General features: G+C 70.3%; 18 protein-coding genes. 12 read left to right on the forward strand and 6 right to left on the reverse strand.

Annotation, left to right across the window (positions count from 1 at the left end):
* Positions 1-14: 14 nt before the first annotated feature.
* Complete coding sequence (locus tag OWR29_RS43015) at positions 15-1,286, reverse strand: MDR family MFS transporter (RefSeq protein ID WP_267569413.1); 1,272 nt, start codon at positions 1,284-1,286, stop codon at positions 15-17.
* Between the two features lie 116 nt (positions 1,287-1,402).
* Here OWR29_RS43015 and OWR29_RS43020 point away from each other — a divergent pair, with 116 nt between their 5' ends.
* Positions 1,403-2,149, forward strand: coding sequence for a phosphoglyceromutase (locus OWR29_RS43020; RefSeq protein ID WP_267569414.1), 747 nt, complete (start codon positions 1,403-1,405; stop codon positions 2,147-2,149).
* Between the two features lie 79 nt (positions 2,150-2,228).
* Here the strand turns inward: OWR29_RS43020 and phoU are convergent, their stop codons facing one another.
* Entirely contained in the window at positions 2,229-2,882 is a 654-nt protein-coding gene (gene phoU / locus OWR29_RS43025) for a phosphate signaling complex protein PhoU (RefSeq protein ID WP_267569416.1), read from the reverse strand.
* Positions 2,883-3,155: 273 nt separating this feature from the next.
* Here phoU and OWR29_RS43030 point away from each other — a divergent pair, with 273 nt between their 5' ends.
* Together OWR29_RS43030 and OWR29_RS43035 are read left to right on the forward strand one after the other, a co-directional pair.
* Entirely contained in the window at positions 3,156-4,367 is a 1,212-nt protein-coding gene (locus tag OWR29_RS43030; protein WP_267569541.1) for a sensor histidine kinase, read from the forward strand.
* A gap of 32 nt (positions 4,368-4,399) precedes the next feature.
* Positions 4,400-5,083 carry a response regulator gene (locus OWR29_RS43035; protein WP_267569542.1) on the forward strand — a complete coding sequence of 228 codons (684 nt, stop codon included), beginning with the start codon at positions 4,400-4,402 and terminating at the stop codon, positions 5,081-5,083.
* A gap of 9 nt (positions 5,084-5,092) precedes the next feature.
* Here OWR29_RS43035 and OWR29_RS43040 read toward each other — a convergent pair whose 3' ends face one another.
* Positions 5,093-5,965: a DUF3109 family protein gene (locus OWR29_RS43040; RefSeq protein ID WP_267569417.1), complete on the reverse strand. Its 873-nt coding sequence runs from the start codon at positions 5,963-5,965 to the stop codon at positions 5,093-5,095.
* A 112-nt stretch (positions 5,966-6,077) separates the two neighbouring features.
* Here OWR29_RS43040 and OWR29_RS43045 point away from each other — a divergent pair, with 112 nt between their 5' ends.
* Positions 6,078-6,899, forward strand: a complete 822-nt coding sequence (locus OWR29_RS43045; protein WP_267569418.1) for a sugar phosphate isomerase/epimerase family protein — start codon at positions 6,078-6,080, stop codon at positions 6,897-6,899.
* Here OWR29_RS43045 and OWR29_RS43050 read toward each other — a convergent pair.
* On the reverse strand, positions 6,886-7,422 hold the full coding sequence (locus OWR29_RS43050) for a CGNR zinc finger domain-containing protein (protein ID WP_267569419.1): 537 nt from the start codon (positions 7,420-7,422) through the stop codon (positions 6,886-6,888). The genes OWR29_RS43045 and OWR29_RS43050 overlap by 14 nt on opposite strands.
* A 105-nt stretch (positions 7,423-7,527) precedes the next feature.
* On the opposite strand from OWR29_RS43050, the gene OWR29_RS43055 reads away from it, so the two are divergent.
* The 5 genes from OWR29_RS43055 (at position 7,528) to OWR29_RS43075 (ending at position 11,259) form a co-directional block, all read left to right on the forward strand.
* A complete protein-coding gene (locus OWR29_RS43055; protein ID WP_267569420.1) occupies positions 7,528-8,445 on the forward strand; it encodes a proline dehydrogenase family protein in 918 nt (305 codons plus the stop codon).
* Positions 8,446-8,646: 201 nt separating this feature from the next.
* A complete protein-coding gene (locus OWR29_RS43060) occupies positions 8,647-8,859 on the forward strand; it encodes a helix-turn-helix domain-containing protein (protein WP_203784881.1) in 213 nt (70 codons plus the stop codon).
* Positions 8,860-9,022: 163 nt separating this feature from the next.
* Entirely contained in the window at positions 9,023-9,124 is a 102-nt protein-coding gene (locus tag OWR29_RS43065; protein ID WP_020520584.1) for a 30S ribosomal protein bS22, read from the forward strand.
* Between the two features lie 75 nt (positions 9,125-9,199).
* Positions 9,200-10,261, forward strand: a complete 1,062-nt coding sequence (locus OWR29_RS43070; RefSeq protein ID WP_267569421.1) for an NAD-dependent epimerase/dehydratase family protein — start codon at positions 9,200-9,202, stop codon at positions 10,259-10,261.
* Positions 10,258-11,259 (forward strand): lysophospholipid acyltransferase family protein, encoded by a 1,002-nt coding sequence (locus tag OWR29_RS43075; protein ID WP_267569422.1) that lies wholly within the window; start codon positions 10,258-10,260, stop codon positions 11,257-11,259. The genes OWR29_RS43070 and OWR29_RS43075 overlap by 4 nt, the downstream gene beginning before the upstream one ends.
* Positions 11,260-11,370: 111 nt before the next feature.
* Here the strand turns inward: OWR29_RS43075 and OWR29_RS43080 are convergent, their stop codons facing one another.
* Complete coding sequence (locus tag OWR29_RS43080; protein WP_267569423.1) at positions 11,371-12,579, reverse strand: DUF5667 domain-containing protein; 1,209 nt, start codon at positions 12,577-12,579, stop codon at positions 11,371-11,373.
* 259 nt (positions 12,580-12,838) lie between these two features.
* Positions 12,839-13,705, reverse strand: coding sequence for an ECF subfamily RNA polymerase sigma factor, BldN family (locus OWR29_RS43085; protein WP_438872731.1), 867 nt, complete (start codon positions 13,703-13,705; stop codon positions 12,839-12,841).
* A gap of 432 nt (positions 13,706-14,137) precedes the next feature.
* Between OWR29_RS43085 and OWR29_RS43090 the strand changes: the two genes are divergently transcribed.
* From OWR29_RS43090 to OWR29_RS43100, 3 genes are read left to right on the forward strand one after another with little or no spacing between them, the layout of a single operon-like run.
* The gene (locus OWR29_RS43090) at positions 14,138-15,625 is read left to right on the forward strand and encodes a class I adenylate-forming enzyme family protein (protein ID WP_438872726.1); all 1,488 of its coding nucleotides are present in this window, start codon (positions 14,138-14,140) and stop codon (positions 15,623-15,625) included.
* Positions 15,622-15,870 carry a glutaredoxin family protein gene (locus OWR29_RS43095; RefSeq protein WP_267569426.1) on the forward strand — a complete coding sequence of 83 codons (249 nt, stop codon included), beginning with the start codon at positions 15,622-15,624 and terminating at the stop codon, positions 15,868-15,870. The genes OWR29_RS43090 and OWR29_RS43095 overlap by 4 nt, the downstream gene beginning before the upstream one ends.
* A gap of 10 nt (positions 15,871-15,880) precedes the next feature.
* Positions 15,881-16,522: an HAD family hydrolase gene (locus tag OWR29_RS43100; protein ID WP_267569427.1), complete on the forward strand. Its 642-nt coding sequence runs from the start codon at positions 15,881-15,883 to the stop codon at positions 16,520-16,522.
* Positions 16,523-16,678 lie beyond the last annotated feature (156 nt).

Raw genomic sequence — 16,678 nt, forward strand, 5'->3', positions numbered from 1 at the left:
TTTACAGATCGACCCTAGCGCGGCATCGGTTCGGCGGTCGCGGGCACGTCAGGCAGGGGCTCGGGTGCGACCGGCGCGGTGACCCCGAGGGAAGCGATCCGCCGGCGACGGCTCGGTCCGGCGAGGATGTGCCCGAGGGCGACCAGCGCGCACACCAGGAAGCAGCCGATCCACAGGGCCGTGTTACCGAGGTGCTGCTGTGTGAAGCCGCCCGCGATCGGAGCCAGGGCGGTGCCGGCCGACCACGAGAGCGAGTTCAGCCCCTGGTAGCGCCCGCGCAGGCTGGCGGGGGAGAGCGCCGCCACCGTGGTCGCGTTGCTGGGCGACTGGATCATCTCGCCCAGCGTCCAGATGATCACGCTGAGCGCGAAGAACCAGGACGCGTGGGCCAGCGCGTTGAGCCCGAAGCCGACCCCGATGATCAGCGAGCCCAGCGCCAGCACCCGGGCGGGATCGCGTCCCTCGATCAGCTTGGGGACGAACAACTGCCCGACCACGATGAGCACGCCGTTGACCGCGATGACCCAGCCGTACGTCGCCGCCGACAACCCCTCGGACGTCATGGCGATCGGCAGCGTCGACAGGTGCTGCATCATGACGACGATGCCGCCCACCGAGACCAGCAGGTACGTGATGAAGACGCGGTCGCGGAGCACGGTGATCATGCCGCCCGCCTCACCACGGGGCACCCGGACCGCCGTACGGGACGGATGGGTCTCTCGGATGAAGATCAGGCAGATGAGAGCGGTGACCAGGGTGGTGCCCGCGTCGACCACGAACAGCAGCAGGTAGTCGACCTTGGCGGCCAGGCCGGCGCCCACCGCGGCCAGCGCGAAGCCGAGGTTGATGGCCCAGTAGTTCAGCGAGAACGCCCGCACCCGGTCCCGGTCGGGCACGACGTCGACCATCATGGCCGAGAACGCCGGTCGCACCGCCTCGCTGAAGAAGCCGAGCAGGAAGGTGACGGCCAGGATCTCGCCGTAGTGGTGGGCGAAGCCGAGCCCGAGCATCAGCGCCGCCGCGCCGAACTGCGCGGTCAGCATCGTGGGCTTGCGGCCCCAGCGGTCGGCCAGCACGCCGCCGACCGTGGTGCCGAGCGCGCCGCCGACCCCGTACAGGCCGATGACCAGGCCGGCCTGGCTCTGCGAGAAGTGCCGCTCGCCGGTCAGGTAGATGGCCAGGAAGATCACCACGAACGAGCCCAGCCGGTTGATCAGCGTGCCCGTCCAGAGCAGCCAGAACTGCCTTGGCAAACCGCCGACGGCCTGGTCGAACCAACTCCGCACGCTGTCCCCCGTAATGACTGATCAAGCTTTGTTCCCTTACAACCTAAGAGGTCGGGCAACTCGTTTTCAACGGGGTCGGCGCTCGCTGTTCAGGTGGCTGCGGCAGGATGGTGTTCATGACAGGGACTTTGGTGCTGCTGCGACACGGCAACAGCGAGTGGAACGCCAAGAACCTCTTCACCGGCTGGGTCGACGTCGACCTCGACGCCAAGGGGGAGGCCGAGGCCCGCCGCGGTGGCGAGCTGCTGAAGGAAAGCGGCGTACTGCCGGACGTGGTGCACACCAGCGTCCTGCGCCGCGCCATCCGGACGAGCGAGATCGCGCTGCACATCACCGACCGCCACTGGATCCCGGTGAAGCGGTCGTGGCGGCTCAACGAGCGTCACTACGGCGCCCTGCAGGGCAAGGACAAGAAGCAGACCCTCGAGCAGTACGGCGAGGAGCAGTTCATGCTCTGGCGGCGCTCGTACGACGTGCCCCCGCCCCCGATCGAGGCCGGCTCCGAGTTTGCGCAGTTCGACGACCCGCGATACGCGCTGCTGCCGTCCGAGGCCAAGCCGAAGGCCGAGTGCCTGAAGGACGTGCTGGTGCGGGCCCTGCCCTACTGGTACGACGAGATCGTGCCGGATCTGCGGGCCGGCAAGACCGTGCTGGTCGCCGCGCACGGCAACTCGCTGCGCGCCTTCGTGAAGCACCTCGACAGCATCTCGGACGAGGCGATCTCGAAGCTGAACATTCCGACCGGCATCCCGCTGCGCTACGACCTCGACGACGACCTGCGCCCGCTCAAGCCGGGCGGCGAGTACCTCGACCCCGAGGCCGCGAAGGAAGCGGCGGCCGCGGTCGCCAACCAGGGCCGCTGAGCCTTTCCGGCGCTGAACAGCAAGAGGCCGGGACGCCCCCGTGGCGTCCCGGCCTCCGCGCGACCAGGCGAGCGTCAGCTCAGCTCTGGTCGCCCACCGGCTCTCCGGTGATCAGGTACACGAGCTGCTCGCCCACGTTGACGGCGTGGTCGGCGTACCGCTCGTAGAAGCGGCCCAGCAGCGCGCCGTCGATCGCGGTCTCCGCGCCGTACGGCCAGTCGTCGTCCAGCATGATTTTAAAGAGCTGACGCTCCAGCTCGTCGATCTCGTCGTCCTCGTGCTCGAGCTTGGCCGCCAGCTCGGCGTTCGGCTTGGCCAGCAGGTTGGCGATGCTCTCGGCCATCTGGTCGGCCACCTCGGCCATGCCCTTGAAGACCGGGCGCAGCTCGGCCGGCACGGCCGGCGACGGGTGCCGCCGCTGGGCCGTCTTGGCCACGTGCTCGGCCAGGTCGCCCATGCGCTCGAGGTCGGCCGAGATGTGCAGAGCCGTGATGACCATGCGCAGGTCGGAGGCGACCGGCGCCTGGCGGGCGATGGTGTCGGCCACCTTGGCCTCGACCTGGCTGTAGATCTCGTCGACCTCGTGGTCGCGCTCGATGACCGCCTGGGCGGCCTTCAGGTCGGCGGTGAGCAGGGCGATCGTCGACTTGCGCATCGCCTCGCGCACGGCCTCCGCCATTGTCACCAGCAGGCGGCTGACCTCGTTGAGGTCCGACTGGAACTCCTCGCGCATGTCCTCGTCCCGGGGTTTCGGTGGGGCCGTCCCGTTGCGCAGGGCACGACCGTGGTTGGCCTTCAAACTATGCGGGCCCGGCGGCGGTCGCGTGAACGGCGATGAACGACGCCGGGCGCAGTGGTGAACATTATTCGACGCGTGCCCGATATGTCCGGCTGATACTAGTAGCCAGGTAAACAATGACCCTACGATCGCAGCGTGGACCTGGCCTACGGCATCCCCTTGATCATTGTCGCGCTTGTCGCCGGCGTGGTCGCGGGAGGGCTGTTGATGCGGGTTCGCATGTCTCCGGGTAGGGCAACCGGCGACCGGCTGCACAAGGGGGGAAGCGCCATCGACACGGAGGAGCCGGAGTCCGGCAAGCACGGCATGAAGGGGCTGGGTCGCAAGAGCCTCGATTCGCTGCGTGTCGGCGTGGTGGTCCTCGACGCCGATGACCACCCGGTGCTGGTCAACCCGGCCGCCCGCGCGATGGGCCTGCTGCGGTCCGGCGGCGCGCCCGGCACGATCGCCGCCCACCCCATACTTCGTACGCTGGCCGGGCAGGTCCGCCGCACCGGTGTCCGCCGCGAGGTCGAGCTCGACTTGCCCCGCGGCCGGGCCGGCGCCGCCGCCGCGCCGCTCGGCCTGCACCTGCGCGCCGTCGCGCTCAACTCCTCGCACGTCGCGATCGAGGCGGCCGACGTCACCGAATCGCACCGGCTGGCCCGCGTCCGGCGCGACTTCGTGGCCAACGTCAGCCACGAGCTCAAGACTCCCATCGGCGCCCTCCAGCTGCTGGCCGAGGCGCTGCTCGACGCGACCGAGCTGCCGGCCGCCGACCCCGACGAGGAACAGTCGGAAGACCTGCTCGCCGCCCGCCGGTTCGCCGAGCGCATCCACCACGAGTCGGCCCGCATGGGCCGGCTGGTCAGCGAACTGCTCGAACTGACCCGGCTGCAGGGCGCCGAGCCGCTGCCCACGCCCGAGCCGGTCTCGGTCGACTGGGTGATCGCCGAGGTCATCGACCGCACGCGCACCACCGCCTCGGCCAAGAGCATCGAAGTCGTCTACAGCGGCCCCAAGGGCGCCACCGTCTACGGCAGCGACAGTCAGGTCGCTACCGCGGTGACCAACCTGGTCGAGAACGCGATCGCCTACTCGGGCGACGACACCAAGGTCGAGCTAACTCTGCGCCACGGCGACGACTGGGTCGAGATCGACGTGGCCGACCAGGGCATCGGCATCGCGCCGCACGACGTTGACCGTATTTTCGAGCGCTTCTACCGCGCCGACCAGGCCCGTTCCCGGTCCACCGGCGGCACCGGCCTGGGCCTGGCGATCGTCAAGCACATCGCGACCAACCACGGGGGCCGGGTCGACGTGACCAGCACCCTGGGCGACGGTTCGACGTTCACCCTGCGCCTACCGGCGCGACCCCCCGAAGCCCCCTTGCCGTTACCGACGGCAATTGAGATCGAGTCCGGTACGGCCGGAAGATGATGGCCGGCAGCCGGAAGATGGAAGGAACCACATTGGCCCGCGTGCTCGTGGTCGAAGATGAGGAGTCGTTCTCCGACGCCCTGTCGTACATGCTGCGCAAGGAGGGCTTCGAGGTGTCGGTCGCCCCGACCGGGACCTCGGCGCTGACGCAGTTCGACCGGACCGGTGCCGACATCGTGCTGCTCGACCTCATGCTTCCCGAGATGTCCGGCACCGAGGTCTGCCGCCAGCTGCGGCAGCGCTCCGCCGTTCCGATCATCATGGTCACCGCGCGTGACAGCGAGATCGACAAGGTTGTCGGGCTCGAGATCGGCGCCGACGACTACGTGACCAAGCCGTACTCCCCGCGGGAACTGGTCGCCCGCATCCGCGCCGTGCTGCGCCGCCAGGGCACCGAGGCGGCCGAGGTCACGACCCCGACGCTGGCCGCCGGCCCGGTCCGCATGGACGTCGAGCGGCACGTCGTCACGGTCGACGGCGCCGGCGTGCAGCTTCCGCTCAAAGAGTTCGAGCTGCTCGAACTGCTGCTGCGCAACGCGGGGCGGGTGCTCACCCGCGGCCAGCTGATCGACCGGGTCTGGGGCGCCGACTACGTGGGCGACACCAAGACCCTGGACGTGCACGTCAAGCGGCTGCGGTCCAAGGTGGAGCCCGAGCCGTCGGCGCCGCGCTACATCGTCACGGTCCGCGGCCTGGGCTACAAGTTCGAGCCCTAAGCTCAGCCTTCAGGAATTCGGGGGTGCGGCGGGCTCACGTCCGCCGCGCTTCTTCGGCGCCGCGGTCTTGGCGGCGGCCACCGTGGCCGGGTGCACGGCAACCAGGCCCGACTTGATCCGGGCGTCGCACAGTTCGGCCAGTCGCTCGTAGGCGCCCTTGCCGATCAGGGCGGTCAGTTCCGGCGCGTACGAGATGTACATCGGATCGCTGCCGACGTGGGCGTCCGGCGATGACGTGCACCACCAGTCCAGGTCGTGCCCGCCGGGACCCCAGCCGCGCCGGTCGAACTCGGTCAGCGTCGACTGCAGCAGCTTCGTGCCGTCCGGCCGCTTGATCCAGTCCTGCTCGCGGCGGACCGGCAACTGCCAGCACACGTCCGGCTTGTATTCAAGCGGGTGGACGCCGTCGCGCAACGCCTGGGCGTGCAGGGCGCAGCCACCGCCGCCGGCGAAGTTCGCGTCGTTGAGGAAGACGCACGGACCGTCCTCGGACTGGATGGCCGTACGCCGGGCCGGCTTCGCGCCGTCGATGGTGTCCATCTCGGTGTAGTTCTTGAAGCCCTTGCGGTAGTGCTGCCACGTCTCGGGCGTCAGCTTGGCCGCGGCCGCCTTGACCCGGTTCTCGTCGTCGGCGTCGGTGAAGAACGCCCCGTGCGAGCAGCAGCCGTCCTGCGCGCGGCCGGCCACGATGCCGTGGCAGGCCGAGCCGAAGACGCAGGTCCACCGGGACAGCAGCCAGGTCAGGTCGGCTCGCACGAGGTGCTTCTCGTCGTCGGGGTCGAGGAATTCGATCCACTCACGAGGAAAGTCGAGGTCGACCTCGGCCGCGCGGGCGGCTGCCGCGGGGTCCAGGGTGATGCGGATCGGTTCACGGCGGCTCACCTGCGACAGCGTACGCGCGCGGACCGGTTGTCCCCGAGCCGACGCCCGGTATGGCCGCATATACCCGGTCGAGGAGAAGGCGTACGCGACAAACGGGTCTACCCTTGACCTCGTGAGTTCCCGCGTCCCCGTGCTTCTGTCCAGCTCGTCGGTCTTCCCCGAGCCGACGGCCGCCGCGTTCGAACTGGCCGCCACGACCGGTTACGACGGCCTCGAGGTCATGGTGTGGACCGACCGCGTCAGCCAGGATGCCGGTGCGCTGCAGGGTCTGTCCGACCATTACAACCTGCCGGTGCTGTCGGTGCACGCCCCCTGCCTGCTGGTCACGCAGCGGGTGTGGAGCCCCGACCCGTGGGAGAGGCTGACCCGGGCCGCCCAGCTGGCCGAGACGCTTGGCGCCCCCACCGTCGTGGTGCACCCGCCGTTCAGCTGGCAGCGCGACTACGCCAAGAACTTCGCGTCCGGCCTGGCCAAGATCCAGGCACGCTTCCCCGACCTCGACTTCGCGATCGAGAACATGTTCCCGGTCAAGATGGCCGGCCGCTGGTTCGTGCCCTACACCCCGGGCTGGGACCCGACCGAGACCGGCTTCGACGCCTACACGCTCGACCTGTCGCACTGCGCGGCGTCGCGCATCAACGCGCTCGGCATGGCCGACAAGATGGGCGCCGGCCTCAAGCACGTGCACCTGGGCGACGGCACCGGCGAGGGCCGCGACGAGCACCTGGTGCCCGGCCGTGGCAATCAGCCCTGCGCCGAGCTGTTGCGGTCGCTCTCGGCCCGCGGCTTCAAGGGCTCGGTGGCGCTCGAGGTCTCGACCCGCAAGGCGGCCAGCCGCGCGGTCCGCGAGGCCGACCTGCGCGAGTCGCTGGAGTTCGCCCGCAAGCACCTCGCGCCGGCCGAGTCGGCTACTCCCGCTATTACGCGGGCGTAAGGCTCTGGGCCCTCTTGCGGGCTCGATGCGCGGCCACGTGTGAGCGGGTGGCGCAGCGCTCCGAGCAGAAGCGGCGGCAGTTGTTGGACGACGTGTCGAGATAGACGTTGCCGCAGCGCTCGTCGGCGCAGATGCCGAAGCGGGCGCTGCCGTACTCGCACAGCCACACCGACAGGCCCCAGGCCGCGCCGGCCAGGTATTCCGCGCTGACCGACGAGCCGCGGCTGGTGACGTGCATGTGCCAGTCGGCGGCGTCGTGGCCGGAGATGCGCGGCTGCACCGGGAACACCTCGAGCAAGGCGTTCAGCTCTTTGACGGCCTCGGCGTCGCGACCGGACGTGCCGTACTCGAAGACGTCGCGCAGGCGGCGCTGAGCGCGGCGGAACACGGCCACGTCTTTGTCGACGACCTCGTCGCGCATCCAGCCCTGCTCGTCGGCGAACAGGGCCCGCAGCCCGGCCAGATCGCCCAAGTCCGCGTTGACGAGGTCGACCGCGGTACGGGCGTACGCATCGAAGTTCACCCGACAAAGGTAGCCGCAGGACAGCGCGGGGAACATAAGCGTTGCGGCTGACTACGCCGGTGACACTCCCGCGATACCGGGTGTTCCGGACGATACGCTCGGGTCATGCTCCGTCACCTGCTCCTGGCCGCCGCCGGTTCGGACCGTCTCGGGCGGCTCGCCGCCGCCGCGCCCTTCGGCAAGAACGCCGCCCGCCGGTTCGTCGCCGGCGCCGACATCGACGCGGCGCTGCAAGCCGGCCGGGTTCTGGCCGACGACGGTCTGGCCGTCACCTTCGAGCACTTGTCGGCCGAGACCCGCAGCGCGGAGCAGGCGGTGGCGGTCCGCGACGAGTACCGCTCCCTGCTGGGCCGGCTCAAGGGCGCCGGGCTGGTGCCCGCGGCTGAGGTGAGTGTCAAGCTGTCGGCTCTGGGCCAGCGACTCGACGAGAAACTGGCCTACGAGCACGCGCAGGCGGTCTGTGCGGCCGCGTCCGAGGCCGGCACCACGGTGACCCTGGACGCGGAGGACCACACCCTCACCGACTCCACGCTCGAGATCCTGACCGAGCTGCGGAAGGACCACCCGGGCACGGGCGCCGTACTGCAGGCCCACCTGCGCCGCACCGAGGGCGACTGCCGCGAGCTCGCCACGGCCGGCTCACGGGTGCGGCTCTGCAAGGGCGCGTACGCGGAACCGGAGTCGGTGGCCTTCCAGTCGGCGCTCGACATCGACAAGTCGTTCGTGCGCTGCCTCAACATCCTCATGTCGGGCGACGGCTACCCGATGGTGGCCACCCACGACCCCCGGCTGATCGCCATCGCGGAGGACCGGGCGCGCTGGTTCGACCGTACGGCCGACGAGTACGAGTTCCAGATGCTGCACGGCGTGCGGACCGAGGAGCAGGCCCGGCTGGCGGCCGGCGGCAACGTCGTGCGCGTTTATCTGCCGTACGGCGAGCAGTGGTACGGCTATCTGGTGCGCCGCCTGGCCGAGCGGCCGGGCAATGTGACCGCCGTCGGACGTGGTCTGGTCGGGCGGTAGCCGCCTCACGGGCAACAATTCGGTCTATAACCCACCAGATCCGGCGTGTCGGCCTTGACTTTTCCGGCCATTTTCACGGAACGCATCGCCTTGGTCACAGAGGTATCGATACCGTTCTGATGACACGTACGTTCTCCGCCGCGTCGCTGACCATTCCCGGTCACCGCGGCCTGTGCCCGGAGAAAGGATCGGTGCGACGACATGACAGGTCCAGCCCAGACCGAGGAGCGGCTCTCGGAGGTGCGGTTCCTGACCGTGGCCGAGGTGGCCGCCCTGATGCGGGTTTCCAAGATGACGGTCTATCGGCTGGTCCACGGGGGCGACCTCACAGCCGTACGGGTCGGGCGGTCCTTCCGGGTGCCTGAGCACGCCGTCCACGAGTACCTGCGCGGCGCCTTCTCCCAGACGGCCTAGGGCCCGCACCGGGGTCGTTTTGGCTCGACCCCGCAGGGGCCGGTACGCTGGTGCGGTTGGCTCCCGGCTGTGGTAGCGCCGGGGGCTGTCGATTCAGATCGGAATCGGGCCGCCGCACCCGGCGTGCCCGCTCCGAGCCACCAGGTTTCGAGAGGCTTTTCGTATGGGCTCCGTGGTCAAGAAGCGCCGCAAGCGTATGGCGAAGAAGAAGCACCGCAAGCTGCTGCGCAAGACCCGCGTCCAGCGTCGCAAACTCGGCAAGTAACCTGCGGTTGGGTCTCCACCCAACCGGGCAGGTTCTTGCCGTGAGCACCCGCACGCATCGGAAGGTGCGCCCGACGTGACCTCTCCGCCCCGCGTCGTCGTGGTCACCGGAGTCAGCCGATATCTCGGCGCCCGCGTGGCCGCTCGTCTCGCCGCTGATTCCCGGGTCGACCGTGTCGTCGGCCTGGATCCGCACGAACCGCCCACAGCTCTGCGTGAGCTGCTGGCCGATGTCGAGCTGATCCGGGCCGACGCCCGCGCGGCGTCGGGCGCCCTGGCCGACCTGGGCGCCGAGGCCGTCGTGCATCTCGCGGTGACCAGCGCGCCCGACCAGCACGGCCGGGCGGCGATGAAAGAGCAGAACGTCATCGGCACGATGCAGCTGCTCGCGGCCGCCCAGGCCGCACCCCGGTTGCGCAAGCTCGTGGTGCGTTCCTCGACGGCCGCCTACGGTGCTTCCTTCCGCGACCCCGGCGTCTTCACCGAGGACACCGAGCCGCGGGCCGTGCCGCGTGGCTCGTTCGCCCGCGACATCCTCGACATCGAGGGCTACGTGCGTGGCTTCCGCCGCCGCCGGCCCGAGGTGTCGGCCACCGTGCTGCGGTTCGCGCCGTTCATCAGCTCCACCGCCGACACGACCCTGACGCGCTACTTCGCGCAGCCGGTCGTGCCGACCGTGCTCGGGCGCGACGCCCGGCTGCAGTTCGTCCACGTCGACGACGCCCTCGAGATCCTGCACCGCTCGGTCATCGAGGAGCATCCGGGCACTTTCAACGTGGCCGGCGCCGGCATTCTCGCGCTGTCCCAGGCCATCCGCCGGGCCGGTCGCATCTCGGTGCCGCTGCCCGAGGGCACGCTGTCGACCCTGGCCGGCGTGGCCCGCAACGTGGGCATCGGCCAGATCGGCTTCGACCAGATCGACCTGTTCGTGCACGGCCGCGTGGTCGACACGAGCCGGCTGGTGGCCGAGTTCGGCTTCACGCCGCGCACCACGGCCGAGTCCTTCGACGACTTCATCCGGGGCCACGCCAACGGCTCCTCGATCACCGCCGACCGGCTGGCCGCGGCCGAGCAGGCGATCCTCGACGGCGTCCGCCGGGTACGGGCCGGCGCGGCAGCCGGAGGTGACCGGCGTTGAGCCAGGACGAATTCCGGGGCATGCTGCCTGGGCAGGCCGAATTCACCCTGCCCCGGCCGGCCGAGCCGGCCCGGGTCAACGGCCGACGCCCGATCCCGGAGGTGCCGTCGATGAACGGGGGACCCCACTCCGCCCCGGAGGAGCGACCGGACCCCATCGACGTGTGGGATCAGCGTGTCGCCCGCGGCCTCGCCTTCCTGCGCCGCCGTTTCACCGGCAACTACGAGGTCGACGAGTTCGGCTTCGACCCGGAACTCAACGACGCCGTGTTCCAGCCGCTGCTGCGGGTGCTCTACCACGACTGGTTCCGCACTGAGGTGTACGGCATCGAGAACGTGCCCGCCAAGGGCGGCGCGCTCGTGGTGGCCAACCACTCGGGCACGCTGGCGCTCGACGCGCTCATGCTGGGCGTGGCCATCCGCGACCAGCACCCGGAAGAGCGGCACCTGCGCCTGCTCGGCGCCGACCTGGTCTTCCGCATGCCGGTGGTGAGCGAGCTGGCCCGCAAGTCGGGCGCGACGGTGGCCTGCAACCCGGACGCCGAGCGGCTGATGAGCACGGGCGAGCTGGTCGGCGTCTTCCCCGAGGGGTTCAAGGGCATCGGCAAGCGCTTCGCCGACCGCTACAAGCTGCAGCGCTTCGGACGCGGCGGCTTCGTCTCGGCCGCGCTGCGCACCGGCACCCCGATCGTCCCGGTGGCGATCGTCGGGGCCGAAGAGATCTATCCGATCCTCACCGACGTCAAGCCGCTGGCCCGCCTGCTCGGTGTGCCGTACTTCCCGGTCACCCCGACGTTCCCGTGGCTGGGCCCGCTGGGCCTGGTGCCGCTGCCCAGCAAGTGGCTGATCCAGTTCTGCCCGCCGATCCCCACCGAGCACCTGACCGAGCTGGCCGACGATCCGATGGTCGTCTACAACCTGGCCGACCAGGTCCGCGAGACCATCCAGGCCACGTTGCTCGAGTTGCTGGAGAAAAGGCCCGACCCCTTCGGGCTGTGAGTCGATAACGCTTCAGCGTGACGGCTCGTGAGCCTACAGTGAAAAGTGAGGGGCGGCCCCGGGTAAAATCCCGGCACCGCCCCTCGCCATGTCTGGCCTTCTTCTCAGGTGTCAGTCGCTTCCGAAGATGCCGCCGAGCAGGCCGCTCAGCCCGCCGTCCTCTTCCACACCCGGCACCTGTTGCTGCTGCTGCGGGGCTTCGTCGACCGGCGGGTCCGACTGCACCGGGGTGCCGCCGAGCGGCAGGTCCGGCATCAGCGACGGCGTCCGCTTCGGCACCGGCTGCTTCGCGTCGGCCGAGAGGGCCGGCGCCACCGCCGGGTCACTCACCCGCGGCGCCTTCGGGCTCTTCTTGACGTCCGGTGCGGTGGTCCGCGGAGCCTGCTTGCCGCTGTGCCCGGACGAGCGCGGCGGCGCGGCCTGCTTGTCCGCGTCGTCGTGGTCGGCCGCGCAGCCCTTGAGCTTGGGACCGAGCTTGTCGACGCCCGCCGAGACGGCGTTCTCGCAGCTCAAGCTCTTTCGCAGACTCTCCGCGCGGTCGCTCACCGACTCGAGCAGCCCGATCGACGCCTGCGCCCGCTCCTGGTTGGGAGCGGACAGCTTGTTCATGGCCGGGAACAGCGTCCGGCGCTGCTGATCGACGAACGAGTCGATCGTGGCCAGCGGCTTGTTGTCCTTGCGGGCCACCGCCGCGGTGGTCAGCAGCTTGACGCCCTTGCGGGTGTCCGCGTCCATGTCGTCGAGCACGCCACCGAAGCCGGTGTCGCTGCCCGGCATGGCGGCCGCCTCGGTCAGCCGGGTGCGGGCGAAGTCCAGCGACAGCTGCCCCCGGGTGACGTCCGAGCCGGCCATCGCCAGCTGGGCCCGTTCGGTCGAGCGCTTGACCCCGTACAGGGCGTCGCCCGGTGATGCGTTCTCGCTAGCCGCGGAGATACCGGAGACCGCCAGCGCGCCGGCGGCCACTCCCATGACGATGGCGCCCCGGGCCCGGATGCGGCCGCCGTGGCCGAGAAGACCGTGGCGGAGCCCACCGCTGCGGACCGCCGCAGCCGGTTCGGGCTCGGCGTCGGCGGCCGTCGCGGTGTGGCCGATGCCGTCCCGCTCGGCCGTGGCGACCAGCATGGCCCGCAGGCCGGTGCGGAACTCGGGTTCGACCCGAGCGGCCGGCCGCGCCGCGGACAGGCTGCTGCCGATGGCGACCAGCTCGGCGAGCTGCTCATCGGCCGGGCCGCGGCTGTGGTGCCGGCGGCCGCCGGTGTTCTCGTCGAGAAGCTCCGCGAAGCGCTCGGCGCTCCGCTTGTCGAAGAAATCGAAGTTCACCGCGGGCACCTCCCCTCGCTCGTGAATGTCTCACCGGCAGCATCGCCGGCGGTCGCGACGAAACCGGTGCCCGGCCGGGCCGCCCGGGGTCGCACTCGGACAAACGCGCGACACGCGTCCCCGGTTACGGGAACCGACGGCTCACATCGGGTAAAAGGCGGATGTCCCGTCACGCCGAGTTTGCGGTTGGCGTGCCCTTCTGGCCCTCGCCTGCGAGGCCGTTCGAAGGCGGCGGCTGAGTGCCGCTCGGTGCAGGCGGTCACGCCTGAAACCCGTCCGGCAGCAGCCGCGCCAGCGCTCGAACCGCGCGGTACTGCAGTGCCTTGATCGCGCCCTCGTTCTTGCCCATGGTCTGTGCGGTCTCGGCCACCGAGAAGCCCTGCAGGAACCGCAACACGATGCACTCCTGCTGTTCTGGGTTGAGCTGCTTGACCGCGGTGAGCAGGGCGACGTTGGTGATGTGGTCGACCACCGACGATTCGGGGCTGCCCTCGGGCCCGCGGGCCTCGCGGTCGGCGTCGAGCACGTCGCCGGTGGTGACCTCAAGGCGGTACCGGCCCGACTTGAAGTGGTCGGCGACCAGGTTGCGGGCGATCGTGACCAGCCAGGCCCCCAGGTCGCGACCCTGCCAGGTGAAGCTGCCGATGCGCTTGAGCGCGCGCAGGAACGTGTCCGAGGTCAGGTCCTCGGCGAGCTGGCGGTTGCCGACCCGGAAGTAGACGAACCGGAAGACAGTGTCGACGTACCGGTCGTAGATCAGGCCGAACGCCTCGGCCTCGCCGGCCTGGGCCCGCTCGACCAGCGCCCACACCTCGGCCGCGGCGTCGCCCGGGTCGGGCCGGGCCGGATACTTGGGCGGCTCGGCGTCGCGCTGCGGGCCGGTGGTGCTCTGCGACGGCACCACCACCGTCTGCTCGCCGACGGCCGGCGCCTCGGGCAGGTTGCTGCGCTGACCGGCCGTGGGCTGGGCGGGCATGGGTGGACGGCCGGGCACGGCCACTCGGCCGCCTCCACTCATGGGCTTGGCGTTACCGGTGGGCGGCAGCCGGTGGCCCGGCGACTCGTTGATGTGCGGGCGGTTGCGGGTCCGCTTGGGGCCGTCGCCGCGAATGGTGTTGGCGATCATGCCGTCGACCGAGTGGCGGAGGCCCGTCAGTCCGTCGGCGAGGGAGCGGCTGTACGGATCCCCGGCGTAAACATGACTCACTGCGCCTCCTCGACCCGGCGGCTCTGCTCCGACTGCTGATCCGTCCCGCCAGACAGGGATATGCAGTTTCTTCGTGCTTGTGGCACAGCGGCCTCCTCGGGATGAGGGGTGATCACTCATAGCAAAAGGGGTGAAGTGGCCCGCGATACTGCCGACCGACCTCACCCAGGGTTTTGGAGTCCGTTACTTAGACGCGAAGTATCACGGACTCCGAATACGCGGAGTCGCACACCGTGTGCGCTGCGCGAAAAGTGTACGAAGTGGCGCAGACGCGACACAAGGAACGTCTGACACGATGACCGACAGGGGTACCCGCGCGACGGACAAGCTGTCCGGCGTCCCCTTCCGTGGATGTTTGTGCCAAACTCGTGCCTCGTGGACGAAGCAGCCCGCGATCCGGTCGCCGAGGCGGCCGCGCGCCGGCCCGGCCACCCCGCCCTCATCACCGGCGAGTCCGTTCTGACCTGGTCCGAGGTTGATCGGCGAGTGACCGCGGCGGCCCGCCACATAGCCCAGATCGTGCCGCCGGGCGGCCGGGTGGCGATCGTGCTGGGCACGTCGGTGGACTTCGTCGTCACCTATTTCGGGGTGCTGCGGGCCGGGCGGGTGGCCGTGCCGCTCAACCCGGCCTACTCGGCGGCCGAACTCGACTTTGCGGTCGCCGACGCCGACGCCGGGCTGGTGGTGACCGAGGGGCTCGACCTGAACCGGGAAGGGTCGGGCGGCCCGTTGCCCGGGGTGGCCACGCACGACCTGGCCGTGCTGCTCTACACCTCGGGCACGAGCGGCCGGCCCAAGGGCGCGATGCTCACCCACGCCGCTCTGGCCGCCAACCACGATCAGCTCGACGCGATCGACCCGGCGGTGGTCGGCCCGGACGACGTCGTGCTGCTCACGGTGCCTCTGTTCCACGCCTACGGGCTCAACACCGGCCTCGGCTCGGTCGCCCGGCACGCGGCGACCGGGGTGCTGGTCGACCGGTTCGACCCGGGCGCCTCGCTGGCGGTGATCGCCGACCGCGGCGTGTCCGTCGTCGTCGGCGTACCGGGAATGTATTCGGCTTGGTCGCGACAGCCCGGAGTGGAAACCGCACTACGCAGCGTGCGCACCGCCGTGTGTGGCGCCGCTCCGCTGTCACCGGACGAGATGGCCCGCTTCGGCGCCGCGACCGGCAAGAGTGTCCTGATCGGTTACGGGCTGACCGAGACCGCCCCGGTGCTCACCACCACGGCGGTCAGCGACCGTGGCAAGCCCGGCTCGATCGGGCGGCCGCTGCCCGGTGTCTCGCTGCGGCTGCGGTCCGCGGCCGGTCAGGTGCTCTGGGAGGACGGCACGATCTCGCCCGAGGAAGACCTGGCCGAGCTCGACCTCTCCGTGGAAGATGTGGCCGGCACCGACCCGGGAGAGATCGTGGTGCGCGGGGCCAACCTCTTCTCTGGCTACTGGCCCGACGGGCGGGGCGGGCCGGACGCGGACGGCTGGTGGGCCACCGGCGACGTGGCCTACGCCGACGGCGACGGCGATCTGCACCTGGTCGACCGGGTCGACGACCTGATCCTGGTGCACGGCTTCAACGTCTATCCGGCCGAGATCGAGCGGGTGCTGGCCGGGCACCCCGGGGTGGCCGAGTCGGCCGTGGTCGGGGTGCCCGACGATGAGGCCGGGCAGCGGCCGCACGCGTTCGTCGTGGCCGCCATCGACCCGCCGCCCACACCGGCCGAGCTGCAGGTCTACTGCGCCGCCCACCTGGCCCGGTTCAAGCTGCCGAGCGTCGAGCTGGTCCGTGAGCTTCCCCACTCGGCCACCGGCAAGGTGCGCAAGAGAGAATTGAAGCCGTGAGCCGAGTGACCTTGATCAGCCGCGACGGCTGCCACCTGTGCGAGGAAGCCGAAGCAGTCCTCGACCGGATCGTTCCGGGCCAGTGGGTGCGGGTGGACATCGCGTCGTCGATCGAGCTGGAACGCGACTACGGCGACCGGGTGCCGGTGGTGCTGCTGGACGGGGCCGAGCACGGCTACTGGCGGGTCGAGGAGTCCCGGCTGCTGCGCGATCTGGCTCGACAGCCGGGGGAGCCCCGGCTGTAGGTTCTTGGCCGTGACGCGTACTCACCTGGTCTGGGACTGGAACGGAACCCTGCTCGACGACCTCAGCCTGGTCGTCTCGTCGACCAACGAGGCCTTCGCGGCGGTCGGCGGGCGCGCGGTCGACGCCGACGAGCATCGCAGCCGGTTCCGCCGCCCGGTGGCCGAGTTCTACGCCGAGATCCTCGAGCGGGCGGTCGACGAGGAGGAGTTCGGCCGGCTCGACCGGATCTTCCACGACGCGTACCGGCTGGGCCTGACCGACATGGCGCTGGCGGCGGACGCGACGGCGGCGCTCAAGCAGTGGCCGGGCACGCAGTCGCTGCTGTCCATGTGGTTCCACAGCGAGCTGGTGCCCGCCGTCGAGACGTACGGGCTGGCCGGGGTCTTCACCCGGGTCGACGGGCTGCGAGCCGAGCTGGGCGGCCACCTCAAGGCGGGTCATCTGGCCGAGCACCTGGCCGGGCTGGGTCTGACGGGGGAGCAGGTCGTGCTGATCGGTGACTCGCTGGACGACGCGGCCGCGGCCGACGCGGTCGGTGGGCAGATCGTCCTCTACACCGGCGGGTTCACCGACCCGTCCCGGTTACGCGCGTCGGGTCGTCCGGTCGCGGACAGTCTGGTCGAAGCGGTCACGATCGCCCGTACGCTGTAGCAGGGTGGTCGGGGCTGGTCAGAACGGGGCATACTTCAACCGGCCGGGATCAATAGCACGCCAGATGATCTTTGTCCACCCGCTCCACCAAGATCGCGATTTGTGCACACCTTCACAAGCGCCTACTCTTTGATTCCGGAGAGCCCCGGTAGCACA

It is taken from the genome of Paractinoplanes pyxinae, assembly GCF_026626335.1.
GTDB classification, from domain to species: Bacteria; Actinomycetota; Actinomycetes; order Mycobacteriales; family Micromonosporaceae; genus Actinoplanes; species Actinoplanes pyxinae.